The sequence below is a fragment of the Methylobacterium sp. D54C genome, assembly GCF_053345595.1.
Map to the genome: position 1 here is coordinate 24596 of NZ_JBKFAK010000004.1, position 17959 is coordinate 42554.

16 protein-coding genes and 1 tRNA gene are annotated in these 17959 nt (G+C 72.2%); 11 read left to right on the plus strand and 6 right to left on the minus strand.

Annotated elements, in window-relative coordinates:
• The first annotated feature begins 27 nt into the window (after positions 1 to 27).
• Positions 28 to 345: a hypothetical protein gene (locus tag ACLBYB_RS11425; protein ID WP_042670658.1), complete on the plus strand. Its 318-nt coding sequence runs from the start codon at positions 28 to 30 to the stop codon at positions 343 to 345.
• Complete coding sequence (locus ACLBYB_RS11430) at positions 342 to 1757, plus strand: hypothetical protein (RefSeq protein ID WP_447698828.1); 1416 nt, start codon at positions 342 to 344, stop codon at positions 1755 to 1757. The genes ACLBYB_RS11425 and ACLBYB_RS11430 overlap by 4 nt, the downstream gene beginning before the upstream one ends.
• On the opposite strand, the gene ACLBYB_RS11435 is transcribed toward ACLBYB_RS11430, so the two are convergent.
• Positions 1741 to 1989, minus strand: a complete 249-nt coding sequence (locus tag ACLBYB_RS11435; RefSeq protein ID WP_447698829.1) for a hypothetical protein — start codon at positions 1987 to 1989, stop codon at positions 1741 to 1743. The genes ACLBYB_RS11430 and ACLBYB_RS11435 overlap by 17 nt on opposite strands.
• A 304-nt stretch (positions 1990 to 2293) precedes the next feature.
• Between ACLBYB_RS11435 and ACLBYB_RS11440 the strand changes: the two genes are divergently transcribed.
• The 5 genes from ACLBYB_RS11440 (at position 2294) to ACLBYB_RS11460 (ending at position 7315) form a co-directional block, all read left to right on the plus strand.
• A complete protein-coding gene (locus tag ACLBYB_RS11440; RefSeq protein WP_447698830.1) occupies positions 2294 to 2710 on the plus strand; it encodes a hypothetical protein in 417 nt (138 codons plus the stop codon).
• Between the two features lie 340 nt (positions 2711 to 3050).
• The gene (locus ACLBYB_RS11445) at positions 3051 to 3275 is read left to right on the plus strand and encodes a ribosome modulation factor (RefSeq protein WP_447698831.1); all 225 of its coding nucleotides are present in this window, start codon (positions 3051 to 3053) and stop codon (positions 3273 to 3275) included.
• Positions 3276 to 3439: 164 nt separating this feature from the next.
• Positions 3440 to 5518, plus strand: a complete 2079-nt coding sequence (locus ACLBYB_RS11450; protein WP_447698832.1) for an ATP-binding protein — start codon at positions 3440 to 3442, stop codon at positions 5516 to 5518.
• Positions 5519 to 5528: 10 nt separating this feature from the next.
• A complete protein-coding gene (locus ACLBYB_RS11455) occupies positions 5529 to 6197 on the plus strand; it encodes a response regulator transcription factor (protein WP_447698833.1) in 669 nt (222 codons plus the stop codon).
• A gap of 125 nt (positions 6198 to 6322) precedes the next feature.
• Positions 6323 to 7315 carry a DUF808 domain-containing protein gene (locus tag ACLBYB_RS11460; RefSeq protein WP_447698834.1) on the plus strand — a complete coding sequence of 331 codons (993 nt, stop codon included), beginning with the start codon at positions 6323 to 6325 and terminating at the stop codon, positions 7313 to 7315.
• On the opposite strand, the gene ACLBYB_RS11465 is transcribed toward ACLBYB_RS11460, so the two are convergent.
• Complete coding sequence (locus ACLBYB_RS11465; protein ID WP_447698835.1) at positions 7289 to 10528, minus strand: efflux RND transporter permease subunit; 3240 nt, start codon at positions 10526 to 10528, stop codon at positions 7289 to 7291. The two genes, ACLBYB_RS11460 and ACLBYB_RS11465, sit on opposite strands and share 27 nt — an antisense overlap.
• A gap of 108 nt (positions 10529 to 10636) precedes the next feature.
• Positions 10637 to 11896 (minus strand): efflux RND transporter periplasmic adaptor subunit, encoded by a 1260-nt coding sequence (locus ACLBYB_RS11470; protein WP_447698836.1) that lies wholly within the window; start codon positions 11894 to 11896, stop codon positions 10637 to 10639.
• Positions 11897 to 11984: 88 nt separating this feature from the next.
• On the opposite strand from ACLBYB_RS11470, the gene ACLBYB_RS11475 reads away from it, so the two are divergent.
• On the plus strand, positions 11985 to 12584 hold the full coding sequence (locus ACLBYB_RS11475; protein WP_020094569.1) for a TetR/AcrR family transcriptional regulator: 600 nt from the start codon (positions 11985 to 11987) through the stop codon (positions 12582 to 12584).
• Between the two features lie 142 nt (positions 12585 to 12726).
• On the opposite strand, the gene ACLBYB_RS11480 is transcribed toward ACLBYB_RS11475, so the two are convergent.
• From ACLBYB_RS11480 to ACLBYB_RS11490, 3 genes are all read right to left on the minus strand, one after another.
• Positions 12727 to 12801, minus strand: a tRNA-Gly gene (locus ACLBYB_RS11480).
• 107 nt (positions 12802 to 12908) lie between these two features.
• Positions 12909 to 13373 carry an NUDIX domain-containing protein gene (locus ACLBYB_RS11485; RefSeq protein WP_447698837.1) on the minus strand — a complete coding sequence of 155 codons (465 nt, stop codon included), beginning with the start codon at positions 13371 to 13373 and terminating at the stop codon, positions 12909 to 12911.
• A gap of 13 nt (positions 13374 to 13386) precedes the next feature.
• Entirely contained in the window at positions 13387 to 14082 is a 696-nt protein-coding gene (locus ACLBYB_RS11490) for a fumarylacetoacetate hydrolase family protein (protein WP_447698838.1), read from the minus strand.
• Positions 14083 to 14219: 137 nt separating this feature from the next.
• On the opposite strand from ACLBYB_RS11490, the gene ACLBYB_RS11495 reads away from it, so the two are divergent.
• The 3 genes from ACLBYB_RS11495 to ACLBYB_RS11505 all read left to right on the plus strand — a co-directional run bounded on the left by ACLBYB_RS11495 (position 14220) and on the right by ACLBYB_RS11505 (position 17959).
• Complete coding sequence (locus ACLBYB_RS11495) at positions 14220 to 15665, plus strand: FAD-binding oxidoreductase (RefSeq protein WP_447698839.1); 1446 nt, start codon at positions 14220 to 14222, stop codon at positions 15663 to 15665.
• 258 nt (positions 15666 to 15923) lie between these two features.
• The gene (locus ACLBYB_RS11500; protein ID WP_012320003.1) at positions 15924 to 16217 is read left to right on the plus strand and encodes a DUF2218 domain-containing protein; all 294 of its coding nucleotides are present in this window, start codon (positions 15924 to 15926) and stop codon (positions 16215 to 16217) included.
• Positions 16218 to 16366: 149 nt separating this feature from the next.
• Positions 16367 to 17959 carry an ABC transporter substrate-binding protein gene (locus ACLBYB_RS11505; protein ID WP_447698840.1) on the plus strand — a complete coding sequence of 531 codons (1593 nt, stop codon included), beginning with the start codon at positions 16367 to 16369 and terminating at the stop codon, positions 17957 to 17959.

Genomic DNA, 17959 nt, shown 5'->3' on the forward strand with positions numbered 1-17959 from the left:
CCCGGCTCCGCGCGGGGCTTGTGACCGATGGCCATCCCCACGATGGCGCGGCCGAGCCCGTCCCGGCGACGCCTGCGCGTGATCCTCATCCTGCTGCTGATCACGTGGCTGCCGGTCGTACCCTTCGCGCTCGGCCTCGCGCTGACGAACCTGACCGGCTGCACCGTCAACGAGGCGGGGACGCACCCCTGCCCGGTGGCCGGACACGATATCGGCGGCCTGCTCTACACGCTGACGATGACGGGCTGGCTGCTGATCCCGTTCCTGCCCTTCATGGCCCTGACACTGCTGCTCACCGTCGTGCAGGGCCTGCTGATGATCCTTCGAGCGTGGTTGCGGCGATGATGCGGTTCACCTTCCGGCGCGCGGCCGCGCTGCTCGGCCTCGGCGTGGCAGCCGTCCCGCTGTCGAGCCTGGCGATCCCGGTGTCGGCGACCCCGGCACGGGCCCAGGCGACCGAGGTGGAGGGACCGGCCCTCCCCTACGCCTCGACGCCCGACCTGCGGGCCGCCACGGTGGCGCGGGCGGTGCGCGACCAGCGCGCCACGAACCCGATCGCCGCGGCCGAGACGGCGCGAGAGCTGGCCCGGCACGATTACGACACCATCTTCCGCGGCTTCCTCGACGGGTCGCCGCTGCGGCCGGACGATGCGGGCGACGTGCTCACCGCCTTCATCGCCCTGCAATGGATGGTCGCCAACGACGCGACGGTCGAGCCGAGCGCGGCGGCCCTGCGGGCGATCCGGACCCGGTTCGTGGCGCCGATGGCGGAACGGCCGCCCCTGTCCCAGCCGGCCACGCGGGCGGCCTTCGCCGAGCAGGTCAAGCTGCGCGCCGTTCTCCACCATGCCGGCTGGCAGGCGGCCAAGCGGCTCGGCGTGCTGCCGCGTTTCCTGGCGGGCCTGTCCAACGAGTTCATCCCGGTCGCCACGCTGCGGAATCTGGCGCTGACCGAGGACGGGCTGGTGCCGAAGGGCCGGGCCAAACGCGCGGCCCCGAAGCCGCCGCCGGTCGCGGAGAGCCCGCCCGTGCCGGACGCGCGGCCGGCTCCCTCGCCGGCTCCCTCCGCCCCGGACGCGGCCGGTCCCCCGCGCCACGCCGCCAACTGGGATCAGGTCGAGGGCGTGTACTTCCGGTCGACCACTGGGTTCGGCGTCGGCGGTCTCATGACCATCGATTTCGAGCCGCTGATCTTCCTGCGCGACGGAACCTACTACGAGATCGCCGACACCGCGCTCGAAGACGTGGACCTCGCCGCCGAGCGGGCCGCACGGCCCAAGCGATTCGGGCGCTGGAGTGCCAAGGGCGCCGGCTTCGTCCTGACGGACGCGCGCGGCCGCGCGAACGACTACGCCCTCGGCGACGGCAGCTTCTTCCGGGCCTTCCCGGCCGACTCTGGCGAGCGGGTGGCGCGGGCCTACCGGCGGCTGTCGGGCGGCGGCAACACCGCCCTGGGCGGCGACGTCGCGATCGCCGTCGAGAGCCGCTACGACTTCCACGCGGACGGAAGTTACGGCCGCGGCGGCTCGGTCGGCGCGACGAATTCGGGGGCGAGCACCGGCGTCGGCACGGCGATCGCCCGTCGGCGCGCGCCGGAGGGCGGGCGCTACGCCCTCGATCGCCACACGCTGACGCTGACCGCGGCGGATGGCCGGACCCGGCGCCTGTTCTTCGCCTACGGCTCGCAGAAGGATCCCCCCGAGATCGACCGCGAGATGATCTTCGTGGGCGACGACGTCTTCAGCCCGGCGGACTGATCGGGATGCCGAGGGCGGCCCCTCGATCGGCGCGGATCTCAGGACGCGGGGCATCGGCGGATTCCGGGCCGAGCAGACCGCCGCCGAACCGCGCCCAGTCCTCCAGCGAGCGTCCGGGGGCGGCCTGCGGGCCCTGCTTGACCGGTCGCGGCGTCTGCGGCGCGCCGAAGCGCCCGTAGCGCCGGTACCAGGATCGCGCCCTCTGCACCGGCCGTCCCAACGCCTTCCGCATGCCGTCCCCATGTGCAGCGCGCGCGAATGTCCACGGCCAAGCTAGTCCAGACCCGTCGCCCGGGCATGTCGGGCCGACCCTGACACGATTGCCGATCTCTCCGACTGCTGATCGGCGCCGGGCAACACAGATGAGCCTGCGGGACAGCGGCCGGCGGTCTCCCGCCGTCCGCGCGTCCCGGGGAGTGCGCGGTGGCCCGCGATGGCGGCCGGCATCGCCGTTCCGACAGACCGCGCCGCGCGGTCGGATCCGGCATCGGGTCCGATCCGTGCGGACGTCCTTCAACGTCTCTGGAGCTCAGCCCATGAAACGTCTCGCGATCGCCCTCACGGCGCTGTCGAGCCTCGTCCTGTTCGCCCCGTCGAGCGAGGCGCGACCCCACGGCCGCGGCTTCCATCATGGGCCCCACCATCTGGGCCACGGCGTCTGGAGGGGGCGGCGCCACGGTCTCCACCGGTACCGCCATCACCGTCTCCACCGGCACTATCGGCGGCACCGGGGCTACCGCGGATATCGCGGCGTCCACTTCCGCCCCGCCGGCTACGGCTTCCGGCCCCACGCGTATCGCTCGGGTGGCTGGGGCGGCTATCGCGGGGTCGACTTCGCGACCGGCGCCGGCCTGGGCCTCGCGGCCGCTGCACCGCCCGGTCTCTACGGCGCGGCCTACGGGCGGCCCTACGGGTACGGCTACGCGCCGGTCGGCTACGGCTGCGCCTACTAGGCGGCGCATCCGGACCGAGAGGCCGGGCCGTCACGGCCTCCCGGTCGACTTTCCACGCCACGCCCACGTCGGCGGGGCACTCGTGATCCTCGCGTCCGACGACGCGAGGATCTCGTGTCCCTCCGCGCATCATTCGGACGGATCGGGGCGATCTCCGAAAGATCCGGTGCCGCTTTCGTGCAATGGTCAATCGATCCTCGCACGCACGGCCTGTCGGGATATTCCCGACAGGCGTCGGTGTGAGCGGTATCCCGGCTCGAAACAGCTTGCTTGGCCGTTCGAACTCGGCGCTTCTGACCCGGCGGGACAGGCTCCCGAGCGGCCGGAGAGATCAGCGCCCATGCTCATGGACATCGTCAAACAGGGCGCCCGCGCGCGCGCCGTCGGTCGGCCCCGCGACGCCTGCCCCTATCCCGGGGAGTCGCGCGAGCGCCGGGCCTGGTACGAGGGCTACGACGGCTCCTCATGGGCGGTCGCGACGCGGATGCCGCACCCCGCCCGGATGCTGCCCGGATCGGCCCTTTCCGACGCCGGTGCCGCGACCGACCCCGCCTCCCCGGCCTGACGGCGGCCCGACTTTCCCGTAGGAGAGCTGTGAGCTTACGGGCCGATGCGGGGATACGGGAGGCGGGCGACGGTGCGCGCGGGACGGCGAGACAGAGGCGTCGGGCCGTCCGAGCGATGGGCGCCGGGTCCGGACCGGCGCGAAGCGTGTCCACGCACGGCCGCATGAATGCTCGCGCCCGCGACACCGCGATCCGGAGGCCCGAGCTCCAGCTGAGCCGCGGCAGCCGCCGCACCTTCGTCGCCCTCGCCCTCGCGGCCGCGATCCCGGTCCTGCTGCTCAGCGGCTGGGTCGCGACGCTGATGGCGCAGCAGCAGCGCGACCTCGCCCGGAGCGCCGCCGTCGCCAGCGCGACCCGGGTGGCCGAGCGCGTCGCCTCGGACATCGCCGCCCAGATCACGGTCCTCGAGGCCGAGGCCGCCTCCGCGACCCTCGACCGGCCCGACCTCGCGGCCTTCTACGCCGAGGCCGTGCGCCTCCGGCAGGCGCACCCGCTCTGGGAGACGGTGGAGCTCGCGCGACCGGACGGCGCCCAGATCGTCAATCTGCTCCGCTCCCTCGAGGAGGAACTCGGACCGACCTCGAACCGGACGAGCTTCGACGCGGTGGTGCGCACGCGGCAGCCGGTGATCGGCGGCATCGGCCCGGCCGGCTCGATCTCGGGCAAGCGCCTCGTCGCGCTGCGCGTGCCGGTCATCCGGGACGGCACGCTGCGCTACGTCCTCTCGATCCGGCTCGCCACGAACGCGGTGAGCTCGATCCTGCGCGACGCCGGCGCCCCCGAGGGCTGGGTCGGCACCATCGTGGACGCGGAGGGCAACACGATCGCCCGGACCCGGGCCGAGGTGGAGGAGCTCGGCCACCCGGCGAACCCGGCGCTCCAGGCGGCGATCCGGAACGCCCCGAACGGCTTCTACACCGGACCGACGCTGGAAGGCGCCGATGTCGAGGTGGTCTACCGGACCCTGCAGCATACCGGCGGCTGGTCGGTGCATTTCGGGATGCCGGTCGCGACGCTCAACGCGCCGGTCTCGCGGTCCTACGCCGTCCTGGGTGGGGGCAGCTTCGTCAGCATCGGGCTCGCCCTGGCGCTGGTCGGTCTCGTCGGCCGCGACATGGCGCAGCGCCGGGCGGGCGAGCAGGCCCGGTTCTCCCTCGCGCTCCGCTCCAGCGAGGAACAGGGCGCCGTCGCCGCCGAGGCCGCGGAACTCGGCACGCTGCGCTGGGACACCGTCGCGCACCGGGTCACCGGCTCGCCCCGCGCGGCCGATCTCCTCGGTTGGACGGCCGCCGCCGAGGGGCGCGACAGCGCCGTTGACGCCGACACCGTCCTGCAGGCGGTCGATCCCGAGGATCGCGGGCGCCTGAGCGAGGCCCTGCACCGGAGCCTCGCCGAGGGCACGCCGCTCGACGTCGAGTTCCGCGTGACCCAGGAGGGTCGGGAGCCGCGCTGGGTCCGGGTCGCCGGCCGCGTGCCGCAGCTCCACGAGCATACCCCGGCCGGACTGATCTACGGCGTGGTGTCGGACATCGAGCCGCGCAAGCGCGCGGAGGCCGAGCGCTTCGCGCTGCTGCGCCGCCTCGGCGAGGCCCAGGAGAACGAGCAGCGCCGGATCGCCCGCGAACTCCACGACCAGGTCGGCCAGACGGTGACCGGTCTGTCGCTGGGCCTCAAGAGCATGGAGCGGCTCCTGGCACGCGGGGCCACGGCGGAGGCCGGCCGGCAGGTGGAGTGGCTGCAATCGCTCGCCGGGGAGATCGGCCGCGACATCCACCGGGCCGCCGTCGACCTCCGGCCGACCGCCCTCGACGATCTCGGGCTGCGCGAGGCCCTGGCCACCCTGCTGCGCGACTGGAGCCAGCGGCACGGGATCCGCGCCGACCTGGAGTTCCTGAGCGAGGCGACCCGGCTGCCGGCCGCGATCGAGACGGCCGTCTACAGGATCGTGCAGGAGGCCCTCACCAACGTCCTCAAGCACGCCCGGGCCGCGAGCGTCAGCGTCTCGGTGGAGAAGCGCGCGGGCGAGATGCGGGTCGTCATCGAGGATGACGGCACCGGCTTCAACGCCGACGAGCAGCGTGAGCGCGCCGGCGGCGAGGCGCCGGCCAAGCTGCGGCTCGGCCTGTCGGGCATCCGCGAGCGGCTGTCGCTCCTGAGCGGGACTCTCACGCTGGAATCGTCCCCGGGCATCGGTACGACGCTGTTCGTCACCATCCCGATTCCGGAACATCCCGAGACCTGAGGAGAAGCGCATGACGGACCGCATCCGCGTCGCCCTGGCCGACGACCATCCCATCGTCCTCGCGGGGATCCGGACGCTCCTGAACGCCGACCCGGAGATCGAGCTGGTCGGCGAGGCCACCAGCGGCAGCGAGGCGCTGCCGATGATCCACGCCGCCGACCCAGACGTCGCCGTCGTCGACGTCTCGATGCCGGGCCTCAACGGCCTGGAGCTGACCGAGCGCGTCGCCGGGTCGTGCCCGCGGACGCGGGTGCTGGTGCTGACGGTTCACGAGGACGCGGCCTACGTTCAGCCGCTGCTCAAGGCGGGCGCCCGGGGCTACCTCCTCAAGCGCTCGGCCGCGGAGGACCTGCTCCGCGCGGTCCGCGCCGTCGCGGCGGGCGGGATCTACCTCGACCCCTCGGTGGCGAGCCACGCCATGTCGCATCCCGGGGCCCCGGCGCAGGGCGCGGAGTCCGAGCCGTCGGCCGAAGCGCTGAGCCCGCGCGAGACCGACGTGCTCCGGCTGATCGCGCAGGGCTTCAGCAACAAGGAGATCGCGCGGCGCTTCGATCTCAGCGTGAAGTCCATCGAGACCTACAAGGCGCGGGCCGCCGAGAAGCTGGGCCTGCGCACGCGCGCGGAGATCATCCGCTACGCCGCCGCGCACGGCTGGCTCGACGCCCTGGCGCTGCGCTAGGCGCGAGCGAGCGGGGGCAGCCAGTCCCGGGCGACGGCCGGGTCCGCCGATTTTTCGCCGGTCAGGGATCAAATCCTGCCGCGGATCGTCTGTCTGGCGGACCGGTCAGGGACGAGGGGGGACGGGTGAGCGTCGGATTGATCGCCCTGTTGGACGATGTCGCCTTCATGGTGAGGGCCGCGGCGGCCTCGCTCGACGACGTGGCCGGCCAGGCGGCGCGCGCCGGCACCAAGGCCGCCGGCGTCGTCATCGACGACGCGGCCGTGACGCCGCGCTACGTCGTCGGCTTCGCCGCGGAGCGCGAATTGCCGATCGTCGGCAGGATCGCCCTCGGATCGCTGCGCAACAAGATCCTCTTCCTGCTGCCGGGTGCCCTGGCGCTGAGCGCCTTCGCCCCCTGGGCGATCACGCCGCTCCTCATGCTGGGCGGCGCGTACCTGTGCTTCGAGGGCGCCGAGAAGGTCTACGAAGCCGTGTTCGCCCAGCACGGCCACGGCGACGAGGCGGACCAGGAGGGTGGCGCCGGCGGCGATCAGGCCCGGGAAGACCGGCGCGTGGCGAGCGCCATCAAGACGGACTTCATCCTGTCGGCCGAGATCATGGCCATCACGCTGGCGGCGCTGCCGGAGGGCAGCTTCTGGATGCGGGCGGCGGTGCTGGCCATCGTCGCAATCGGCATCACCGCGGGCGTCTACGGCGTGGTCGCGCTGATCGTGAAGGCCGACGATGCCGGTCTGGCCCTCGCCCGCAGCACCGCGGGCCCGCCGCTCGGAAGCCTGATCCGCGGGCTCGGCCGCGGCGTCGTCAGGGGAATGCCGATCCTGCTCAAGATCCTGGCCGTCATCGGGACGGCGGCGATGATCTGGGTCGGCGGCGGGATCCTGATGCACGGTCTCGAGACCTACGGGTTCTCGGCCCCGGCGCACGCCGCCCACGCGATGGCGGAGGCCGCGGCGGCGCGCGTGCCGTTCGCCGCGGGCCTCGTCGAGTGGCTCGTCACCGCGACCGTGTCGGGCCTCATCGGGCTGGTCGTCGGCGGGGCGCTGATCCCGCTGACGAACGTCGTGCTGGCGCCGGCGTGGCGCGCCCTGTCAGGCCTGTGGCAGCGGCGCGGCTGACGGGATCCCGTGATCGGCCGGCGCGGAGCCGGGCACAGCGACTGGCGCCGGGACCGGCGCGGCGGCGCCGTGATGCTTCAGGGGCCTGTTGCCGCTCAGGCGACGCAGCAGCACGTAGAAGACCGGGGTCAGGAACAGGCCGAAGGCGGTCACGCCGATCATGCCCGAGAACACCGCGACGCCCATCGCGCGGCGCATCTCCGATCCGGCGCCGGTGGCTGTCACCAGCGGCAGCACGCCCATGATGAAGGCCATCGACGTCATCAGGATCGGCCGCAGCCGGAGGCGGCTCGCCTCGATCGCCGCCTGGAGCGGGCTCCGACCGGCGAATTCGAGCTCACGGGCGAATTCGACGATCAGGATGGCGTTCTTGGCCGAGAGCCCGACGAGCACGATCAGCCCGATCTGCGTGAAGACGTTGTTGTCGCCGGCCGACAGCCACACGCCGAACATCGCGGCGAGCAGCCCCATCGGCACGATCAGCAGGATCGCCAGCGGCAGGGCGAGGCTCTCGTACTGCGCGGCGAGCACGAGGAAGACTAGGAGCAGCGCGAGGGGAAAGACCCAGATCCCGGAATTGCCCGCGATGAATTCCTGGTACGTCAGGTCCGTCCACTCGAAGGCGAAGCCCCGCGGCAGCGTCTCCGCCGCGATCCGCGTGGCCGCCGCCTGGGCCTGACCCGACGAGTAGCCGGGCGCCGCGCCGGCGTTGATGTCGGCCGACAGGAAGCCGTTGTAGCGCATGGCCCGCTCCGGTCCGGCGGTCTGGCGGACGCGCAGCAGGGCGGAGAGCGGGACCATCTCGCCGGAACCGGCCCGGACCTTCAGCAGACCGACATCGTCCGATCGCGCCCGGAACGGGGCGTCGGCCTGGACGCGCACCGAGTAGGTGCGGCCGAACTTGTTGAAGTCGTTGACGTAGAGCGAGCCGAGATAGATCTGCAGCGTGTCGAAGACGTCCGTCACCGGGATGTTGAGCTGACGGGCCTTCGTCCGGTCGATGTCCGCGAAGAGCTGCGGCACGTTCATCTGGAAGCTCGAGAACAGCCCGACGAGTTCCGGCGCCTGGGCGGCCTTCGCCATGAACGCCTTCGTGGCGTCGTTCAGCGCCTCGTAGCCGAGGCCGGCCCGATCCTCGATCTGCAGCTTGAAGCCGCCGATCGTCCCCAGCCCGTTCACCGGCGGCGGCGGGAACATCGCGATGAAGGCCTCCGGGATCGCGGCGTACTTCTTGTTCAGCGACTGCGCGATCGCCGCCCCGTTGAGGGACGGGTCCCTGCGCTCGTCGAACGGCTTGAGCGTCGAGAACACGATCCCTGAGTTGGAGCTGTTGGTGAAGCCGTTGATCGAGAGGCCCGGAAAGGCGACGGCGCTCTCGACGCCGGGCTCCTTGAGGGCGATCTCGCTCATGCGGCGGATGACCTCCTCCGTCCGGTCGAGGGTCGCGCCGTCGGGCAGCTGCGCGAAGCCCACGAGGTACTGCTTGTCCTGGCCCGGCACGAAGCCGCCCGGAATCTGGCGGAACAGGCCGACGGTCAGCCCGACGAGCAGGACGTAGAGGGTCATCATCGCGGCCTTGCGCGATACCGCGAAGCCGACGCCGCGACCGTAGCCGTTCGAGGCCCGCCCGAAGGCGCGGTTGAAGCGGCGGAAGAACCAGCCGAGCAGCCGGTCGAGGATGCGGGTGAGACGATCCTTCGGCGCGTGGTGATCCTTCAGCAGCAGCGCCGAGAGGGCCGGCGAGAGGGTCAGCGAGTTGATCGCCGAGATCACCGTCGAGATCGCGATGGTCAGGGCGAACTGCTTGTAGAACTGGCCCGTCAGGCCGCTGATGAAGGCCAGGGGCACGAAGACCGCGACCAGCACGAGGGCGATGGCGATGATCGGGCCCGAGACCTCGCGCATGGCCTGGTAGCTGGCGTCGCGCGGGGACAGGCCGCTCTCGATGTTGCGCTCGACGTTCTCGACGACCACGATCGCGTCGTCGACGACGATGCCGATGGCCAGCACGAGGCCGAACAGGCTCAGCGCGTTGATCGAGAATCCGAAGACGTGCATCACCGCGAAGGTGCCGACGATCGAGACCGGCACGGCGAGCAGCGGGATGATCGAGGCCCGCCACGTCTGCAGGAACAGGATCACCACGAGCACGACGAGGGCGATCGCCTCCAGCAGCGTGTGGATGACCGCCTCGATGGAGGCGCGCACGAACTGCGTCGGGTCGTAGACGATCTGGTAGTCGACGCCCTCCGGCATGGTCCGCTTGATCTCCGCCATGGTGCGGCGGACCTCGTCGGAGATCTGGATCGCGTTCGAGCCGGGCGACTGCGAGATCGGGATCGCCACCGCCGACTTGTTGTCGAGGAGCGAGCGCAGGGCGTAGTCGGAAGCGCCGAGCTCGATGCGCGCGACGTCGCGCAGGCGCGTGATCGCCCCGTCGGCGCCGGTCTTGACCACGATGTCGCCGAACTGCTCCTCGCTGCTCAGGCGCCCCTCGGCGTTGAGCGAGAGCTGCAGGTCGAGTCCCGGAACGGCCGGCGACGCGCCGATCACGCCGGCCGCGGCCTCGACGTTCTGGGCCTGGATCTCGCGCACGACGTCGCCCGCGGACAGGCCGTGCTCGGCCACCTTCTGCGGGTCGAGCCAGATCCGCATCGCGTAGTCGCCGGAGCCGAAGAGCTGGACCTGGCCGACGCCGTCGAGCCGCGCCAGGCGGTCCTTGATGTTCAGCACCGCGTAGTTGCGCAGGTAGGTCATGTCGTAGCGCCCGTTGGGCGAGACGAGATGCACGACCATGGTGAGGTCGGGGGAGCTCTTCACCGTGACGATGCCGAGCTGGCGCACCACCGCCGGTAGCCGCGGCTCGGCCTGCGAGACGCGATTCTGGACGAGCTGCTGCGCCTTGTCGGGGTCGGTGCCCAGCCGGAAGGTGACGGTCAGCGTCATGATGCCGTCCGTCGTGGCCTGGCTCGACATGTAGAGCATGCCCTCGACGCCGTTGATCTGCTCCTCGATCGGCGTCGCCACGGTCTCGACGATGACCTTGGGGTTGGCGCCCGGGAAGGTCGCGCGGACGACGACGGAGGGCGGCACCACGTCCGGGTACTCGGAGATCGGCATCGCGAAGAGCGACAGCAGACCGCCGATGAAGATGAGCATCGAGAGCACGCCCGCGAAGATCGGGCGGTCGATGAAGAACTTGGAGAGATTCATGCCGCCCTCCGAGGGCGTGAGGCAGGGGCGTCCGGGCGGCCGCGTGCGGCCGCCGTCTCGAAGGCGTCGGGGATTTGGATCGGGCGGACGGGCGCGGCGCGCCGGCCGTCAGCGCTGGGCGAGCTTGCGCGGCCCGGGGGCGGCGTCCTGCGGGCGCGCGCCCATCGCCACCGGTTCGGGGCGCAGGAGGGTCCCGGGACGGACGCGCTGCAGGCCGTTGACCACGATGCGCTCGCCGCCCGACAGGCCGGAAGTCACGACGCGCAGACCGTCGACTGCCCGGCCGAGGGTGACGGCCCGGAACTCGGCCCGGTTGTCCGACCCCACGAGGAGCACGAACTTCTTGTCCTGATCGGTGCCGACGGCCCGCTCGTCGACGAGGACGAGACGTTCCGGCGCGGCCTGGCCAAGGCGCATCCGGGCGAACTGGCCCGGGATCAGGCGGCCGTCGCCGTTGGAGAAGGTCGCGCGCACCCGGACCGTGCCGCTGCGCGCGTCGACCTTGTTGTCGATGAACTGGAGATGCCCGGCCGCGCGGGCGCCGTCGGCGGTCGCCATCTCCACGGGGATGCGGTCGAGCTTGCCGCGCCGGCCGCCCGGCTCGGCGACCGAGGCCAGCGCCTTCAGGACCACGCCCTCGTCGGCATCGAAGCTGGCGTAGACCGGATCGACCGAGACGAGCGTGGTCAGCACGGCGGCCCCGGCGCCCGTGGCCACGAGGTTGCCCGGCGTGATCTCGCGGCGGCCGACGCGGCCGCCAACGGCCGTCCGGACCTGCGTGTAGCCGAGGTTCAGGCGCGCCGCCTCCAGGGCCGCCTTCGCCGCGTCGAGGCTCGCCTTGGCCTCCTTGAACGCGTTGGCGCGGACGTCGAGGTCGCGCGCCGTGACGATGCGCTGGTCCGACAGCTTCTGCCCGCGCTCGAGGTCGCTCGCCGTCATGCCGACCCGCGCCTCGGCGCCCGCGACCTGGGCTTCCAACCGCTGGACCTCGGCCGCGTAGGGCGCGGGATCGATGGTCACCAGCAGGTCGCCGGCCTTGACCACCTCGCCTTCCGCGAAATGCGTGGCCAGGATCGCGCCGCCCACCCGGGCACGGACGTCGATGCGGTCGACGGCCTCCAGACGACCCGAGAACTCGTCCCAGAGGATGACGTCGCGCGGCTCGACGGTCGCGACCGAGGCCGGCATCGCCACCTCGGTCGGCGGCGTCGCGGCGACGGCCACGGTTCCCCGGACCAGGGCGCCGGGTATGAAGGTGTAGGAGACGCCTGCGAGAAGGGCGACCGCGAGGCTTCCGGCCGCGAGGCGCCGGGCACGGAGAGGATTGCGCGGGAGATGACGCTGAGGTTCCACGAGCGACTCCAACATCTGTATAGGTCGCTACACATGTCGGCATGGACGCGGGGCGTCAAGTGACTTATCTACCACTCGATATAAAAGTTGGAGTCCGCAGGCAATGGTGATGGGGCGCCCCCGGTCCTTCGACACGGACAAGGCCCTCGACGAGGCGATGGAGGTGTTCTGGCGCCACGGCTACGACGGCGCGAGCCTCGCGATGCTCACGAAGGCGATGGGCATCAAGCCGCCGAGTCTCTACGCGGCCTTCGGCAGCAAGGAGGGGCTGCTCAAGGCCGCCCTCGACCGGTACGCGCAGCGGCGCTCGGAGCACATGCGCTTCGTCCTGGCGGGCGAGACCGCGCGCGACGTGGCCGAGCGCTTCCTGAGCAGCATCGCCGAGAGCCACACGGATCCGGCGAACCCGCCCGGCTGCCTCCTCGTTCAGGGCGGTCTCGCCTGCGGCGCGGGCTCGGAGAACATCCCGTTCGAGCTGGCGTCCCGGCGGGCGCAGGGCGAGATGGAACTCCGCGAGCGCTTCATCCAGGCCCGACAGGACGGTGACCTGCCGGCGGATTCCGACCCGGTCGCGCTGGCGCGGTTCCTGTCCACCGTCGCCTCCGGCATGGGCGTGCTGGCCTCCTCGGGCGCCGACCGGGAGGCGCTGCGGGAGGTCGCCCGGGTCTCGCTGCGGGCCTTCGCGAGGGAACACGACGCCTGAGCCGGGCTGACCGGGCGCGATCCCGCGCCTCGGTCCACCCGGACGCCGTTCGCCACCCCGCGACCGGCCGTTCGCCGAGGTCCAGAAACGACAAAGGCCGCAGAGCTGCGGCCTTGTACGTCGTTCGTATGGTTGGGAAAACTGGAGCGGGCGAAGGGATTCGAACCCTCGACCCCAACCTTGGCAAGGTTGTGCTCTACCCCTGAGCTACACCCGCTCACTGTGCCGCGCCGCCCGGACTTTCGTGCCGGCGGCCCCCGGCGCGGCTCTCTAAACACCATTCCGCCGGGCGACGCAAGCGCCCTTTTCGCGAACCGTCACGATTTACCAGTTCGGCTCCGGCGGGAGGCCGTCGCGGATCTCCCGGAGCCGGGCGCGGGTCCCGCGCGTGGTCCCCTCGGGGAGCGCGTCCACCGGGAAGAAGGCGCACTCGGCGACCTCCCGGTCCGGCGCCTTCGGGCGCAGGACCGTGAAGGCCGGCAGGACGAACAGGGCCACGTGGTCGCGGGGCGCGGCGACCACGTTCCGATAGAGGCCGTGCAGGCGCGGCTCTCCTTCGGCGACGATCTCCGCCTCCTCGCGGAACTCCCGCACGATCGCGTCGCGCGCGGTCTCGCCGCGCTCGACGCCGCCGCCGGGGAGGTGCCAGCCACTCACGTAGGTGTGGCGCACCAGGGCGACGCGCCCGGCCCCGTCGAGGGCGACGCCGCGCACGCCGAGGGTCATGCCCCGGGACGCGAGCGCCCCGAGGTGGAACAGGCGCCGCAGCAGCGGCCGATCGAGGAGCATGCGGCCGCGCGGCTCAGACGACGTCGAGGGTGATGGCGCCGAGACCGTCGATCGCCGCGACCATGCGCTGGCCGCGCTGGACCGGGCCGACGCCGGAGGGTGTGCCGGTGAAGATCAGGTCGCCGGGCTGCAGGGCGAAGTAGCTCGACAGGTAGGCGATCTGCTCGGCGACGGACCAGATCATGTCGCCGAGGTCGCCCTTCTGGCGGATCTCGCCGTCGACCGACAGGGTGATGGCGCCCTTGGCCGGGTGGCCGATGGCGGAGACCGGGTGGAGCGCGCCGATCGGCCCCGACCCGTCGGCCGCCTTGGCGGTGTCCCAGGGCCGCGACATCTTCTTGGCCTCGTCCTGGACGTCGCGCCGGGTCATGTCGAGGCCGATGGCGTAGCCGTAGACGTGCTCCAGGGCGGTCTCGGCCGGGATGTCGCTGCCGCCGCTCGCGAGGGCCGCGACCATCTCCACCTCGAAATGGTAGTTGGCGGTCTTCGGCGGGTAGGCGTGGGCCGTCGGCTCCGGCCCGACGATCTGCAGGGCGTCGGCGGGCTTCATGAAGAAGAACGGCGGCTCGCGGTCCGGGTCCGCGCCCATCTCGCGGGCGTGGGCGGCGTAGTTGCGCCCGACGCAGTAGACGCGGCGGACGGGATAGAAGTCGCTGCTGCCGACGATGGGGAGCGCGATGCGGGGCGGGTTCTGGATGACGGAGAGCATCTCTGCCTCTGCGGTGGATCGTCCGGGTGGACCGGCGCGACGACGCCCGGGCCCTACATCATCGTTGTAAGGTCCGCATCGGCGCGCGCCATACCGGCGCTTGCCTCCGGCCTGCTCCGGCCTACAGAATCCGCGCGATGACGCCGACAGCCGCCCTCGACACCCTGCTGACCGCGCTCCGGGACGGGCTCGGCGCGCGGCACGTGCTCACGGATCCCGACGCCCTCGCGCCCTACCTGACGGAGAGCCGCCGCCTGTTCACCGGGTCGGCCCTGGCCGTACTTCGGCCGGGGAGCACCGAGGAGGTCGCCTTCGCGGTCCGCGCCTGCACGCAGGCCGGGATCGCCGTCGTGCCGCTCGGGGGCAATACCGGCCTCACCGGCGCCGGCGTGCCGCAGGGCGGCGTCGTCCTGTCCCTGGAACGCATGAACCGCCTGCGCGCGGTCGACCCGGTGGACGCCACCATCACGGTCGAGGCCGGGATGATCCTGCAGGAGGTGCAGGAGGCGGCCGAGGCCGCCGGCATGCTGTTCCCGCTCTCCTACGCGTCGCGCGGCTCCGCCCGGATCGGCGGCGGCGTCAGCACCAATGCCGGCGGGATCGCGGTCCTCGCCTACGGCAACGCCCGCGACCTCGTCCTCGGGCTGGAGGTCGTGCTCGCCGACGGGCGCGTCTGGAACGGGCTGAGGGCCCTGCGCAAGGACAATGCCGGCTACGACCTGAAGCAGCTCTTCATCGGCTCGGAGGGCACGCTGGGCATCGTCACGGCGGCGGTGCTGAAGCTGTTCCCGCGGCCGCGCTCGACGAGCGTCGCCTTCGTCGGCCTCGCCTCGGCGAAGGCGGCCCTGGACCTGTTCGTCTTCCTGCGGACGCGGATGGACCGCGACCTCACGGCGTTCGAGTACCTGCCGCCCTTCGCCCTGGAGATCGTGCTGCGCCACGTCCCGGGGACGGTGCGGCCGCTGGACGGCGCGCACGGCGCCTACGCGCTGATCGAGGTCGCGTCCGCGCGCCCGGACGCCGACACGGGGGCCGAACTGGAATCGGCCCTCGGGCAGGCCCTGGAGGACGGGCTGATCGCCGACGCCACCATCGCGACCAGCGGGGCCCAGAACGCCGCGCTCTGGCGCCTGCGCGAGGGCGTTCCCGAAGCGCAGACCCGCGAGGGCGCCTCGATCAAGCACGACGTGTCGGTGCCGCTCTCCCGCCTGCCCGAGTTCCTGGAGCGGGCGGGGGCGGCCTGCCTCGCCGAGATGCCGGGCCTGAGGCCCTGCGGCTTCGGCCATTTCGGCGACGGCAACATCCATTTCAACCTGTCACAGCCGCCCGGCATGGAGCCCGCGGCGTTCCTGTCCGCCTGGGGCCGGTTCAACCGGATCGTTCACGACCTCGTGCACGCCCTGGGCGGCTCCATCGCGGCCGAGCACGGCGTCGGCCTCATCAAGCGCGAGGAACTCGCGCGCTACGGCGACCCGGTCGGGCTCGACCTCATGCGGCGCCTGAAGGCCGCGCTCGATCCGGACGACCTGCTCAACCCCGGCAAGGTGCTCGTCCCGACCGATCGCGGCCCGCCGTCGGCCTGACCGAATTTGTGCATCGCGCCATAATTCGGCGCGGAGACGGGTGCAGGACAGCCACGCCGCGCCGCGAACCGCCGGGGCGGCCCGTCGCGTTAAGCCGCTGCTAACGCTTCGGACACACGCTCAACACAGACGGCGGAGACGGATCCGTCGGCGCCAGGCATGGCAATTGCTCTGAGGCCCTCCTATCTCGCACGTGCGAGATCGAACGACGAACCGTCACCGATAGGCTGTTTTCACATCCATCTGGAGACCGACGGAATGCCCACCTCCCAGGCCCGCGTGCAGACCACCGAGGCGAGCCGCTACCTGCAGCAGCTCTGCCGGCACTGGAGCCACAAGTTCAAGGTCGAGGCGACCCCCGTTCACGGCACCGTGCCCTTCGGCGAGGACCGCGTCTGCACCTTCGATGCCGAGCCCGACGCCTTGGTGATGCGCATCGACAGCTCCGACCCGGTCAACCTCACCCGGCTGGAGAACGTCGTGGCCGACCATCTCGCCCGCTTCGCCTTCCGCGAGAGCCTCGGCGACATCCGCTGGTCGCGCGCCGCCTGAGGGCCCGCGCAGCGCGATCACGGGCGACCCGTCCGGCTACCGGCCCGGGCGGGTTCTGAGATCCTGATCGAAGCGCGGCAGTGGCGCACCACTTGCACGCGAACCCGGCTTGCGGCCAGATCGGACGCCGCCGTGACCGGGATCGATTCATGAAGCGACGCAGCCTGCTGACCGGCGCCGGAGCCCTGATGGCCGGGGCTCTCGCCCGGCCGGCCCTGGTCCGGGCGGCCTCCGCGACGACCCTGCGGTTCGTCCCCTACGCGGACCTCGCGCTCCTCGACCCGATCATCACCACCAATTACGTCACGCGCACCCACGCGCTGATGGTGTTCGACACGCTCTACAGCCTCGACACCGCCTACCGCGCTCAGCCGCAGATGGTGGCGGACCACGAGGTCGCGTCCGACGGCCTCACGTGGCGCCTGACCCTGCGGGACGGCCTGCGCTTCCACGACGGGACGCCCGTCCTCGGCCGCGACGTGGTGGCGAGCCTGAAGCGCTGGGCGCAGCGCGATGCCTATGGCGGGGCCCTGTTCGCGACGGTGGACGAGCTCTCGGCGCCCTCCGACACGGTGGTGCAGTTCCGCCTGAAACGGCCCTTCCCGCTCCTGCCCGACGCCCTGGCCAAGCCGACGTCCTACGTCCCGGTGATCATGCCGGAGCGCCTGAGCGCGACGCCCGCGACGCAGGCGGTGCCGGAGATCGTCGGCAGCGGTCCGTTCCGCTTCGCCGCCGACGAGCGTGTTCCGGGGTCGCTCAACGTCTACCGCCGGTTCGAGGCCTACCGACCGCGCCCCGACGGCACGCCGAGCTTCACGGCGGGACCGCGGATCGCGCATTTCGACCGCGTCGAGTGGCGCACGATCCCCGACGGCGCGACCGCGGCCGGCGCCCTGCGCTCGGGCGAGATCGACTGGTGGGAGCAGCCCCTCGTCGATCTCGTGCCGGACCTGAACCGCCAGCCCGCCGTGCGGGTGGATCTGGTGGAGACCGCCGGGCTGATCGGCCAGATCCGCCTCAACCACACCCTGCCACCCTTCGACAATCCCGCGATCAGCCGGGCGCTGCTCGCGGCCGTCGACCAGACCGAGATGATGGACGCCGTCGCCGGCAGCGACCCGGCGATCCGGCGCGGGCCCGTCGGCATCTTCACGGCCGGCGGGCCGATGGCGTCCTCGGCCGGCATGGAGGCGCTGACTGCCCCCCGCGATCTCGCCGCCGCGAAGCGGGCGCTGGCGGCGGCGGGCTACAAGGGCGAGCGCGTCGTGCTGCTCTCCGGGACCGACGTGACGCGGATCAACGCGATCTGCGAGGTGATGGCCGATGCCTGCCGCAAGATCGGGATGAACCTCGACGTCGTCGCCACCGACTGGGGGACGGTCAACCAGCGGATCCTGAACGCCAAGCCCCTGGACCAGGGGGGCTGGTCGATGTTCGGCATCTTCTCCGGCGGGCTCGACCACCTCTCGCCGGCCTACCATCTGGCCGCCCGCGGGAACGGCCGGGCCGGCGTGCCGAGCTGGCTGACGGACGCGCCCCTGGAGGAACTGCGCGGCGCGTGGTTCGACGCGCCTGACCTCGACGCCCAGAAGGCCCTGGCGGCGCGGATCCAGGCGCGAGCGCTGGAGGTCGGCGCCTACCTGCCCTGCGGCCAGTATTTCCAGCCGACCGCCTACCGGCGCGACCTCGAAGGCATGCTGACCGGGCTGCCGCTGTTCTGGAACCTGCGCCGGTCGGCCTGA